This is a genomic window from Mycobacterium triplex, from assembly GCF_000689255.1.
GTDB classification, from domain to species: Bacteria; Actinomycetota; Actinomycetes; order Mycobacteriales; family Mycobacteriaceae; genus Mycobacterium; species Mycobacterium triplex.
The window spans coordinates 5,275,465-5,288,098 of record NZ_HG964446.1 but is presented as its reverse complement, the minus strand read 5'-3'; the positions used below and the strand labels follow the sequence as shown (position 1 = coordinate 5,288,098).

Below are 12,634 nucleotides of genomic sequence, written 5' to 3'. Positions count from 1 at the left end.
GGCGTCAGAACGGCTGCGTCGAGTGCTTGGCCCGCCGGGGAGCGGCGGCGGCCGGGCCCCCTACCAGCAGCGGAATCGGTTCGGTGATGTCGTCGGTCGCGCCGTCGTCGGGACCCGCGCTGTCGGGGTCATCCGGCCGCCGGCGGGCCAGGTTGGCGAACCCCATCGCCGAGCCCAGGACCATGCCGTACACCACCGAATCGGGGGTGTCTTCGATATTCGGACCGACGATGTTCAACACCAGCAGGCCGACACTGACCGCGCCGGCGATCTTCGCCGGTGTCGACACGCTGCGCAGGGCCCGAACCACCGGCCGCAGCGCGAACCACGCGAAGACCACCATGCCCAACGCCCCGGCTTTGACCAGCCACCACAGGTAGAAGTTGTGCGCGTAGGTGGTGCCCAGCAGCACGGTGAAACTGTCGAACCCGAATGCGTCGCTGCCGGATCCCTCGTCGCCGAAGGGCAGTCGGTACGCATAACCCAATCCGTGGCCGAACACCGGTGCCTTGGCGATTTCACGGCCGAGGTCGGCATTTTCGACCAACCGGTATTGCGTCGAGTCGTCGACGGCGAGCGCACTGGCTTTGACACCGCCCAGCACGCGGTAGTTGAAGCCGGCGAGCTGATGGCCCAGCCATGCTCCAGCCTTCGAGTGCTGCAGCAGGAACATCGCAACCGGCAGCATCGCTGCCAACAGCGCCGCACTGGTGACGGCAAACACGGCTGCGCGCCGCAGCGTTTGCCAGGAAGGTTTGGCGAAGAACGCAACGACCCCGGCCAGCCCGATCACGATCAGCGTGCCGCGGGAGAACGCCACCAGTGAAATGATCAACGCCGGGACGCCCAGGGCGAAAAACGTTGCGGGCCTTACCCGGCCGAGGACCTTGGCGGCCATCAGCGCGGCCAGCACCGCGATCGCCGGCGCGGTGGTGGGGACGATCAGGCGGGTGACCGAGCCACCGGTGGTCGATTCACCGATGGTTTCGAAGCGGCCGGTCAGGCGCAGGCCCAGTGACGAGCTCAGAATGACCATCACCGCCGAAAACCACAGCGTCAGGATCAGTGTCTGCGTCGCTCCCTTGATGTAGTCGCCGTAGACGATCAACAGGGCCAGCAGGTACCCCGCGAGCATTTCGCACAGGCACGCCACTTCGTGCAATATCGCCTCGGCGGAGTGTCCGTTGGCGAATCCGATCGCGGTGAAATACAGGATGGTCAACAGCAGGATGGCCGGTGGTAGGTAATCGGAGAACCGCGGCCGCACCAGTTGGATCAGGTAGGCGATCGCCGTCAGCAGCACGACGTGCCAGACGAAGATCGTCACCGGGCCGAGGACTTTGCCGACATACAGACCGATCGGCAGCGCGCCGAACGTGTAGAACAACGCGATCCATACCATCAGCTCGGGTTTTGCCCAGTACACGACCAGGGCGAACATCGCGCCGACGGGGACGACGCCGACATATGGGTCGCGCGTCGCGGCCACACCGAACGCGAAGCACCCGAGCAGGAACCCGCCCATAACCACTACGGACAACACCAAGCGTTGGCGAGTCCGCAGGTACCTGATCACGTCGATCCGCCGAGTTTCGCCCGGTAGGTCCGGGCGGCGGCCCGGGTGTGCTGGGACACTCGGGCGTTGGTCAGCACGGTGCCGATCACCCGGGCCCCGGCGGCCTGCAACGCGGTCAGCGCATCGGCGAGTTCTTCCTCGGTGGTGCGCCGCGCCCGGACCACCAACACGGTGGCGTGCACGGTGCCGGCCAGCATGCCGGAGTCGGCCGTCGCCAGCACCGGCGGGCCGTCGATGACCGTTCGGGTGAACGTGGCGGACAGCTCCTGCATCACGTTGTCCAGCACCTCCGGCAGGTACGCGCTGGAGGGCAGCGTGTCGCGACGGGCGGCGCGCGGCGCAAGCATGAACAGCTTGGCGATCGGGGTCGGCTTGACGATTTCGACCGCGATTTCGGGGTTGGCCAGCGCGCTGGCCAGGCCTTCGCCCGATTCGACTTTCAGCAGGCCCGCGATCACCGGTCGACGGGTGTCACCTTCGACGAGCAGAACGTCCTCGCCCGCTTCGGCGGATGCCTTCGCCAGGTTCAGCGCGGTGGTCGTGGTTCCCTCGCCGCCGAACGGTGCCGTCACCAGCACCCGGGTCGCTCCGGGTCCCGCCGCCCTGAGCAGACGCGCCCGGAAACCTCGGACCGCGTCGTCGAAGGAGATGTCGGTGCCGAATCGTGGTGCGGTGCCGCGCGTCCCCGGCAGCTCCGCCAAGGTCGGCAGCTTGGAAAGCCGCTCCAGCTTCTCGCGATCGCGAACGGTGTGATCCGTGGCCTCGCGGGTCAACGCCACCGCGATCCCCAGCAGCACCCCGGCCACCAGCCCCAACCCCATGTTGCGGATCGGCACCGGACTTACCGGGACACGCGGCACCGTCGCCGGCTCCACCACCGACGCCCGGGCCAGGATGGTCTCGGGTTGCTGAGTTTGTGCGGGGGGTTGGTCGCCCGTCTGCTGCGGTGGCGCTCCCTTCGGGGGCGCACCCAGTGACCCGACCACCGTGACGAACTCATCGGCCATCGCTTCGGTGAACGCCGCACTGCGATGGGCGTCGGTATCGGTGACGCTGATGGTGAACAGCAGCGACTTCGGGACGTACTGGACGTGCGTCTTGCTTGCCAGCGCGTCGGCGCTGATCGGGAGGTCGTAGTGGGCTACCGCGCGCTCGGCCACCGAGCGTCCGCCGGCGATCGCCGCGTACGAGGACAGCCGCTCTTGCACGGCCTGGGTCCCGTAGTACAACTGCGAGGGGTCGGTCTGCCCGGGAAACGAGATGAGCACGGTGGCCGACGACTGATAGACCCTCGTCTGGAACATGGTGACCGCCGCGGCGCCGGCCACACAGGCCAGCACGGCCGCGGTCAACAGCTTCCAGTGAACGCTGAGAGTCCGGGTAAAGGTGCGGAAATCCATCGAGTGATACCTCTCTATGCCCTACCCGGGCACTCTCTTGCCAACGCGCGCCTGGATCCGCTGCTGCTTCTGCTCATTGCCGCTTCGCCGATCAGACTGAGTTTCTGCGGGCCCGGTACAGCAGCACGCCGCCGCCGACGGCGGCTACCACCACCCAGCCGGCGACCCACCACACCCACGTGTAGTGGTCCTCCTGCGTCGGCGGCTTCACCACGACGTCGCTGGGCGGATTGGCCACCGTGATGGGTTCACTGCCCGGCACGGAGATGATCTCGCGGCCGTCCAGTTGCGACCACCGGCCCGGCTCCGCGGCCAACCAGCGCAGCAATTCGTCGAGCTGACCGGGCGCCCCGTTGGAGGTCGCGATCAAAAACGAGCGGTGACCGTCGTACGCGGTCTGTAGCGAGCCGAAGTGGATCGACGGATCCAGTGTCAGCGACACCGATTCGCCGCCCGCGTCGGCGCCCTCGATCGTGATGCTGCCCTGTTCCGCGTTGAAAGGCAGCGGGATCGTCTGGACCGGCCAAGCGCCGGCCGATATCAGGACCGCCGGGTCTCGGCTATCGATCGCCTGCTTGAGACTGGTGACCTTGGTCGCCAACGGCACCACGCTCAGCTGCTGCAGGCCGACCATGATCTGGGCGGCGCGCACGGTGTCGTTGAACGCGTCGTCGGTGATGCCGATTTGGATGCGCGGCATCAACGACTGGGGAATCGACGGAAAGCCTTTGGGGATAGGCGGATTGGCGCGCGAGGTCTGAACCTCGCTCTTAGGGTCGATCTTCAGGGTGATCGGAAGGTACTCGCCGCAATGCCCGGCGTCGCCGGTGGTGTGCACCTTGATCGACAGGCTGGTGGAACGGCTCAGCAGCCGATCCGGTATGTCGACCCAGCGATCGATCGTGCCGTTTGCTTCGGCCGGCCATCGGTTGATCGTCTGCCCGGCGACCGAGGCGAGGACCTCGCCGCCGAAATTGTTGGGAAGCGGTGTGTGCGAACCGATCACATGCACTCGAAGGTGTTGCAGTGAATGTCCCCACCGGGTCTGGTCCAGGCTGATGCTTACGTCGGGCCACAGGTCCTCGGCGCTGAGCGAATTCTGGTTCAGCTGTTCGAGCGTGGTGGTATCGGCGGCGAGCTTCTGCTTGTTCGGCAGCGGTCCGCCCACCGCGGAGGGGCCGAGCGCGAATTTCACGGAAGGATCGGTCAGCAGGCGGGTTTGGTTGGTGAGCTCGTCACCGGCGCCCGAGATCAGCAGCGCCGGAACGCCGTTGCTGCCCTGCAGCGAAAGACCTTTGTCCGGGCCCTCTTTGATGATGATCTGCCGTTCCAGGGGCTGGGACGGATCGACCACGGTGCTCCCGCGGTCGTAGAGGGCTTCGACGGCCACTTGCGGATTCTCGGCGCCGTAGTGATCTTCCAACGCCGCGGCCAATTGCACTGCCGCATCGGATTCTTGCTGTGTCGGCTTCGGCGGAACGAAGATGGTCAGCTTGCGAATCACGGGAGGCAGGAAGTCGGCGACGGTCTTCGGCGCGACTTCGCCGCCGGCGAACGTGATCGATCCGTTGACGAGTCGTATCGGGGTCAGGGGATCCCAGCAATAATTGTCGAGCGGCAGCAGCGTCGCGGTTAGGGTAAGGCTCACCGAGTTGCCGGTGACTTTCGTTCCGGCAAGGGGAATGACCAACGGGGTCTGGTCTTTGGTCGGCAATTCCATCCGGCTGATCGTGCGGTCGTCCTGGGTCACCGTCAGGTTGCCGTACCGGAGGTTGACCGGGCTTTCGAGAATCGCGTTCAACGACACCGGGTTCAATCCCGCGGGCACCGAAAAGGTCAGCCCGGTGACGGACAGCTCGCGATGTGGATAGAACTCGATCGCGCTCGGCCCACCCAGATTGGGCAGCGGGATGGTCGGTGCTTCGATGACGGCGCCGCCATTGCTCGCCGGGTCCGCTGCCGCGTGCGGCGCCGGCGGCGCCGCCAAGATCAGCATCGCGACCAGCCCCGCAAGTGCTGCCAGGCGGCGCGGCAGGCTGGGTTTCATCGCTGCATTGTAGGCAGCGGGGCCGCCCCCGGCGGCCGTGCCGTGCGGGCGTCGCCGGGAGTAAAGGACTTCTCGTAGTCGATGAGTGCCGCGGCTGGCCTCCAGCTCGCGGATCTGCTTGCCGCTGATCTCAATTCCCTTCGGGTGCTCGGTTGCCGCGAGGCCAAACCGTGTTGATTCCGTCGCCGACGGTGAAAGTTGGGGCGCTGCGCTCCAATTGCGCGGGCTGAGCATTCGGTGCGTTCACAGTATCGCGTCTATCGCGTCGAGGTAGGCATCCGTCATCGCTTCCACGGTGTAGTGCTTGCGCATCCGCTCATAACCCTGCATGCCCACCGACGGCAGCGCGTCGGGATCCGCCAGTATCTCGGCCAACCGCTCCCGCCATCCCTGCGCCGTTACCGGCTCGACGAGGAAGCCGGCCCCGCCGAAGTCCAACATTTCCGGGACCGCGCAGATCGCAGACGCCGCAACCGGTATCGCCCGGCTCATCGCCTCGAGAATGACCAACGGGAACGCCTCTAAGCGGCTGGGCAGGCACAACAGATCTGCCCCGGCCAGCGCGTGCTCGGGGCCTGGCGACCAGCCCCGCCAATGCACTCGGTCGCGTAACGCGGCCGGGGTGCGCGCCTCGAGGCGCGCACGGTCGGGGCCGTCGCCGAATATCGATAGCGCCCATGGCAATTCCGTGAGACCGCTGAGCGCCTCGATCAGCAGATGCGGGTTCTTGTGCTCGACGATTCGGGAGAGGACCACCAGATGCACCGGAGCATCGGCGGGACGCACCCGCTGGCTCGGCCGGCCCTGGATCGGGACGCCGTTGGGTGCCACGAAGCGCCGTCCGGTCAGCCGATGGTGTTCGGCCAGCATCTCCCAATGCCGTTGCGCCAGAACGAGAAAGCCATCCGCCCGGGACATCGCGGCGGCCAGTGGGCGCGAGTAGATCGGCCGGTCTTCCTCCGGCGGAGTGTGCGGTGCGACCAGCCATCGCCGCTCGCGGCCGGTGGCCCGCCACAGCGTGCCAAACCCCGTCTCGGTGTTGGTGTCGCCGCTGATCAACACCGACGGGCCGGCGGGTAGGTCGACGGCCGGCGCCCACCATGGTTGACGCACCACGCGCACACCGGTCGGGATCTCGTTGATCATCGGGCCGAACCGCTGCACGCAGACGATGGTCACCGGGTAGCCGCGGCGGTCCAATTCGGCTGCCAGCAAAGCCTTCTGGCGCTCGGCTCCTCCGTATACCAGGCGATTGGTGGCGATCACGATAGCCGGCAGGCTGCTGCTCCGGCTGCGCGGTGCCGTGCGGCGGGCAACCCGCTTGGCGCGCTGTATTCGGTCCAAAACCGTTGTCCCGGCCAGGTATAAATCCGCGTGGTGAACGCTGATCTGGTGCTCGAGCACCAGGGCGGTGTCGCCCCGCAACAGGTCCTGATCGCGGCGACGGTCGTCGGCGTGGCCGGGTGGCATCGTGTCGGCTCCGAGCGCACCGAAGTCGGCCACCGGACTACGGTGGTCGACGCCGAGTTCGTTGGCGAGCAGAACGCGCCAGCCTGCCGCGCGTGCGCGGGCCTGCCAGTCGATGTCCACGCCGTACCCGACGAACTCCTCATCGAAGCCGCCGATGGTGTTCCATGCCGCGCGGCTGATTGCCAGGCAGCCCCCAGCGACGTAGCCGCCGATGCTTTGCGATTCGGTCGGCGGTTGGTGGTAGCGGGGCGAAAGAGGGGTTCCGCGTAGCGAATTCGAGCGGCCGGTGGCGGCCAGCAGCGCACGCAGCAGGGTGGGCCGGCGCATCGCGGTGTCCCACGGCGCGGCATCAGACGAGGCCGCGATGCGCGCCATCGGCGACACCGCCGCTACCGCGGGCTGACGTAGCAGTTCCCTGGTCCGCGTCAACGGGCTGTGCAGCTCGGCGGCGGGATGCAACAGCAGCAGGTCCGATTCGCTGGGCACGCGCTCCACCAACACGTTCACGGCCTGCCCGACGCCTAGGTGGGTGGACCCCAGAACCCACTGGACCGTCCGATGGCGAGCGGCCAGCTGCCGGCGACCGGAAGATCCGTCATCGCTGTTGTCGTAGACATAGACGGGTAGCCCGGGTAGGTGCTTGGCGACGCTGTCCAGACATTTGTCTGCCAGTACTTGGTTGTCGTCCGTCACGATCATCACCGCGAGCGGTCGTTCCGAGGGCAGCGTGGCCACATCACCGATCGGGCGTCTCAGATACGCCCGATCTGTTTGACGGATCATGCCGGCATCGCTTTCCCGGTCAGCGAAGCCAGCATCGACCACTTGAGGGGGCCGATCGTCATGTTCACGGTCAGGTAGACGGCGGCCGCGAGAATGAGGACCAGCACGACGTGCAGCCCGGGAAGCACTAGCACGATCGCGACGCTGGCCGCGGTCGGCACGAGCAACCGCAGCAAGAATGTCGTCGGCTCGCGGTAGCCGCACCGGCGTCGCAGTCGCCAGCTCGCGGCCAGCATGCTGAACAGCTCCGTGCACACCAACGTGACACCGGCGCCGACGGCGCCGAACCGGCCCGCCAGCACAAGATTCAGCATGATGTTGAGCGCCAGCGTGACGACCCAGACGCGGAACAAGAACTGCTGTTGATGTGAGGCGAACAAGCCCTGGCCGAGGGTGCTGGCGATGCACCGCAGCGCGGCCGCGACCAACAGCAATGCCAGCGTCGGCGTTCCGCGCGCGACGAAGGCTCGATCGCCGAGCAACCCGATCAACGGGCCGGCCAGCAACCCGCCGACCACCGCGACCGGCACCATCATGAAATACATCAATTCGACGCTGCGGCGCATGAATTCGGCGAAAGCGCCGACATCGCGCGCGAACAACTCGGTGGCCGTCGACAACGACGACTTGAGGAAGAAAAGTGCCAACACCTCGGTATTGAACGCAAGCGTGTAGGCCAACCCGTAGACCCCGACCTCGGATTGGGTGCTGAGCAGCGACAGGATGAACCCGTCGGCGCGCCAGTAGACGAGTGCGACCACCATGACGCCCATCAGCGGCAGGGTCTCCCGCAACAAATCGACGGTCTCCCCGGGCGCGAAGATGGGCCGCAGCGAGACGTGTCGCGCCGCGGCGGTGCCCTGGATCAACAGTTGCAGTGCCGGGGGGATCAGCTGGACCACCGCGAACCAGATCACGTCCGCGTGGCCGGCCACCAACCAGCAGACCGCGCCCAGCACGCCGATCCGGCCGGCGACGTCGGAGATGGCCACCGCGGAGAACTTGACGGTGGCCATGAAGACCGGCTCGAAGCGGGTGATCATCGTCATCATCAGCAGCTGCCCGGACAGCACCACGAGCATCACCCGCACGTCATGGTCGCGGTAGATCAGCAGCCCGGAGACTACCGCCATCGCCGCCAGCGGAAGGCAATACATCAGGGACAGGCCGCTGTTGACCCGCACGAGGCGGTCGAGTTCGCCCCGGCCGGACGTGACGCGGCGAACGATGACGGTGCCGATGCCGAGATCGGCCAGGCTGGACCACATCCCGATGAAGACGACCGCGATCATGAGTTGCCCGTAGGGCCCCGGGCCCAGGTAGCGGGCCGTCATCGCCACCGACACGACCGACGCCATCATCCCCAGTGCCCGGCAGACCAGCTGGATCGCGTAGGCGTGAGCGATCCGCGACAGCGGGACCGACGGCGCGACCGCAGGGTCGACCACCGGTTCTGTCATCGCTGTTTCATCAGTAGGCTCCGTCGCCTACCAATACGGCCTTGAGCGTCTTGGCGACGATCATCAGATCCCCCGCCATCGACCAGTTATCGACATAGAACAGATCCAACCGGACCGAATCTTCCCAGGAAAGGTCCGAACGGCCGCTGACTTGCCACAATCCGGTGACTCCCGGTTTCACCAGCAGCCGGCGTTTGGCTTCGACGTCGTAGTTCTCCACCTCGCGACGCAGCGGCGGGCGTGGGCCGACGACGCTCATATCCTGCCTCAGCACGTTCAGGAATTGCGGCAACTCGTCGAGGCTGAGCTTGCGCAATACCCGGCCGACGGCGGTGACGCGGGGGTCCCGGCGAATTTTGAACAACATGCCGCCGGCGCCCTCATTGCGCGGCAACAGATGCTCGACTTGCGTGTCGGCGCCGTCCACCATGGTGCGGAACTTGAACATCGTGAAGGGCTTGCCCTCGAGGCCGATGCGTTCGGCTCGGTAGAGCACCGGTCCCTTGCTGGTCAGCTTGATCGCGATCGCGCAGACCAGCATGACCGGCATGGTCACGACGAGCGCGGCCAGGGCGAAACAGAAGTCGAACGCCCGCTTCTGAAAGCGGTTGGTCTCTTCGTATTGCGGCTTTTCCACGTGCAGCAGCGGGAAACCCGCGTAAGGCCGCAGAGCCAGTCGGGCGCGAGCGACGTCCATCACTCCGGGCGACACCACGAGGTCGACGTCGGTGGATTCCAACTGCCACATCAACTCTCGGATGCCCTGCACACCCAATTGCTCGGTGCGGGCCACCGCGACGGTGTCCGCGCCGCAGCGCCCGGCCGCGGGCACCGCATACGTGTCGTCACCGAGAATCGGGATCGCCTGCTGATGAACCCACAGCGTCTCGCCGCGGGGTGGGCCGTAGCCCGGGATGCAGACACCGAGCACGGCGTAGCCGTCTTTCGGGTTGCGCAGCAGTTCCTCCGCCAGATGTGCGACCCCGGAACGGTCGCCGATCGCCAGCACCTTCGTCTGGTATGCGCCCTGCGCTCGTTTCCGGCCGATGTAGCGGCGCCACATCTTACGGCTGACCAGCAGTCCCAGCGTGCCGACGGGAAGCGCGACCGCCAGGTAGCCGCGGGCCAGATCGATCTTGGCGAGCAGGGTGAGGATCGCGACGATCCCGAAGGTCTGGAACGACGCGTGCGCGATGCGCCGGTATTCGTCGAGGCCTCCGCCGAGGACTCGCGGCGACCGTGTCTGAAAGATTTCCAGCGACGACAGCCAAAGCACCGCGAACAGCGCCGAGAACAGCGTCATCATGGCGCCGGCATAACCGGAGGAAGACGGCGAATCCCCGAACCGGGCGAGCTGCGCCAGCGTCACCGATCCGGCAACGATCGCCGCATCGGTCATCTGCACGCCGTGGGCGTATTTGCGTTGCCAACGACGGAGGTCGCGGCCACCGATCGGCGGCGAGGCGGGCACGGCTGTCGGCGCGCCGGGGACCTGGCTGTGTAGCAAGGCGGTCATGCCGACCCGCTCTCTTGGCGACGCGCCCGCGCATCAGAGCCGAATCGTGCCCCCGATGGCGTGGCGCATTCGCTGAGATGGACCGCGTGGCGTACCGGCGGCGCGATAGCGGCCGGAAGCGCGGACGAGTCATGGGTGCAACGTTCGGCCAGCAGTCGGTTGACATCCATCATCACGACGACGTCCTCGTCGATGCTCTCGACGCTGTCCGACTTCGGCCAGGTCGCGTCCTCTTCGGAGATGACTGTGACCGGCAGCGGCCACTTGATGCCGAATTCCGGCTCGTTGAACCGGAAACCCTCTTGGCCGGCGGGCGCCTGCGAACCGCTGATCTGGCAGCTGACTTCGGTGTCGTCCACCAGGGTCTGGAAACCGTGGGCGAGATAGGGCGGCACAAACAGCGCTCGGTGGTTGTCGGCGGTCAACTCCACCATGACGTGCCTGCCGTAGGTGGGCGACTCGGGGCGAACGTCCACCGCGACGTCGGCGATCGCGCCGCGGGTGCACCGAATCAGCTTGGCCTCCGGGTGCGGCGGGGCCTGACGGTGCAAACCCCGCACCGTGCCGCGGGTGTAGTTGAAGGAGATCTGTGTCTGCACGACATCGGCGATCAGGCCGATCTCGGCGAACTCCTGGGCGCAGAAGGACTGTGAGACAAAGCCGCGGTGGTCGCAGCTGGGCTCGATGTCGACGATCGTGACCCCAGCGATGCTCGTAGGCGTGTATTTCACTGACGTTTCCTTCCGGAACAGACGCTCGTAGGGGTCGGGTGGTCGGCGCTGCTGCGCATGCCGTAACCGGCGGGAATCACGGTGGTTATCCGTATCCGGCGGCCGGTGGCTGGGCCATGACGGTGGGCACCAGCCCATAGCGCGGACCGGGAGAGGACCCCGCCCCGGACTTCGGGCCCTGTAGCGGCACTCCGCCCAACATGCTCGGTGTCGAGGCCGCACCGGCCCCGGCGCCGTTGGGCAGCGCTGAGAGGGCGCCGCCCACCGGTGACGGCGGAATGACGCTGGTCCAGCCCTGCGGCACCGACATGGGCCCCAACGACGCCGCCGAGCCCATGCTGCCGAGCGCGCCCGCGCCCGCGTTCCCGAGCTCGGCCGCGCCGGATGCGGCCTCGGCCGCACCCGCCGCGGCCGCCGCTCCGAGGTCGGTCCCGACGGTGCCGGCGGCCATGGCCATGGACTGGCTGGTCTGGGCGATTCCAAAAAGGCTGGACAGCGCGTACAGCGGGGTGGGCAGCGCCATGATCCAGATCGCCGATATGTCGCTGAGAGTGGAGACGGCTCCCGAGTCGAGCGAAAATCCCGACACCGCGTCGCCCAGCGCATTTGTCGACATGTCTGCGAGCGGTGTCGAGAACGCTTCCAACGTCGAGGGAACGGTGTTGATCAGTCCCTTCAGCGCCGCTTGCTGCCCGCCCGAAATGCCGGTGGCCTTGGCGACCGCGATTTCTTGCGAGGCCAACCCGCTCTGATCGGTCACTTCCGGCGCATCGGTGAACGGCGTCACATCGGTCGCGATCGCGGAATTCGCGGCATATTGGTACATCGCCGCAGCGTCCTGGGCCCACATCTCGCCGTATTCGGCCTCGTTGGCCGCGATCGCCGGCGAATTCTGGCCGAAGAAGTTGGTGGCGGTCAGCGAGGCGAGCTGAGCCCGGTTGGCGAAAACCGCCGGCGGCGGGACCGTCATCGCGAAGGCGGCTTCATATACCTCTACCGCAAGCCGTGCTTGGCCGGCCGCCTCGGCCGCCCGCGCGGCCGCCCCCGTCGTCCACGCCACGTATGGCCCGAAGGCGGATGCCATGGACAGCGACGACGGCCCGAGCCACCGTCCGGTGGTCAAACCCGCGATCACCGTTCGGTAGGAACTCGCCACGAAATGCAATTCGGCGGCGAGATTCTCCCAGGCAACGGCGGCAAGCGACAGGGATACCGGGCCGGGACCGGCATACATCCTGGTGGAGTTGATCTCCGGTGGTAACGCGCCAAAATCGATCACGTCGAACCCGCGCGTCGGTTGGCAGCGGCCGCGTTGGCGGCGCGTGTGGAGGAAATGATGACGTCGAGCGAAGCTGGCGCGGCGCAGCATCCGCCGCTGATCGCCGCGTCGTCACCCGCAAATGTGCTGGCCAGTGTGGTCCGCGCACCGGGTTGTGTGGTGACCAGCGACATTGATTCCCCTTGACGGACGTATCAAACTGACTCCCCTATAATAGCCCACAAAACATACCTTTAGTTCACATAACTTGTATGATCTGCACTACAGGTATCTGAGGCCCTGGCTCGCGGACTCACGGATGGGGTCCCCGGCGGCTGCTAACGTCAGTAGTGGTCAAATGTCGCTTGAGACACACGGCGAGTGTTTGCTCTG

The 12,634-nt window shown here is 66.6% G+C and carries 8 protein-coding genes and 1 pseudogene; all 9 read right to left on the bottom strand.

The annotated features are described in order from the left end of the window. Positions 1 to 4 precede the first annotated feature (4 nt). A complete protein-coding gene (locus BN973_RS24400) occupies positions 5 to 1,543 on the bottom strand; it encodes an O-antigen ligase family protein (protein WP_232232228.1) in 1,539 nt (512 codons plus the stop codon). A gap of 29 nt (positions 1,544 to 1,572) precedes the next feature. Continuing rightward, positions 1,573 to 2,976 carry a tyrosine-protein kinase domain-containing protein gene (locus BN973_RS24395; protein ID WP_036471270.1) on the bottom strand — a complete coding sequence of 468 codons (1,404 nt, stop codon included), beginning with the start codon at positions 2,974 to 2,976 and terminating at the stop codon, positions 1,573 to 1,575. Positions 2,977 to 3,067: 91 nt separating this feature from the next. After that, on the bottom strand, positions 3,068 to 5,023 hold the full coding sequence (locus BN973_RS24390) for a hypothetical protein (RefSeq protein ID WP_036471269.1): 1,956 nt from the start codon (positions 5,021 to 5,023) through the stop codon (positions 3,068 to 3,070). A 243-nt stretch (positions 5,024 to 5,266) separates the two neighbouring features. Next, positions 5,267 to 7,276, bottom strand: coding sequence for a glycosyltransferase (locus BN973_RS24385; RefSeq protein ID WP_036471267.1), 2,010 nt, complete (start codon positions 7,274 to 7,276; stop codon positions 5,267 to 5,269). Next, positions 7,273 to 8,736, bottom strand: coding sequence for an oligosaccharide flippase family protein (locus BN973_RS24380; RefSeq protein ID WP_036471266.1), 1,464 nt, complete (start codon positions 8,734 to 8,736; stop codon positions 7,273 to 7,275). Before BN973_RS24380 ends, BN973_RS24385 begins: the two co-directional genes overlap by 4 nt. A gap of 10 nt (positions 8,737 to 8,746) precedes the next feature. Next, complete coding sequence (locus BN973_RS24375) at positions 8,747 to 10,252, bottom strand: sugar transferase (RefSeq protein WP_036471265.1); 1,506 nt, start codon at positions 10,250 to 10,252, stop codon at positions 8,747 to 8,749. 203 nt (positions 10,253 to 10,455) lie between these two features. Beyond that, positions 10,456 to 10,983 (bottom strand): annotated as a pseudogene (locus tag BN973_RS24370) (dTDP-4-dehydrorhamnose 3,5-epimerase family protein); the annotation flags it as partial. Between the two features lie 85 nt (positions 10,984 to 11,068). After that, positions 11,069 to 12,262 (bottom strand): PPE family protein, encoded by a 1,194-nt coding sequence (locus tag BN973_RS24365; RefSeq protein ID WP_036471264.1) that lies wholly within the window; start codon positions 12,260 to 12,262, stop codon positions 11,069 to 11,071. Beyond that, positions 12,259 to 12,435 (bottom strand): hypothetical protein, encoded by a 177-nt coding sequence (locus BN973_RS31195; RefSeq protein ID WP_156959188.1) that lies wholly within the window; start codon positions 12,433 to 12,435, stop codon positions 12,259 to 12,261. The genes BN973_RS24365 and BN973_RS31195 overlap by 4 nt, the downstream gene beginning before the upstream one ends. Positions 12,436 to 12,634 lie beyond the last annotated feature (199 nt).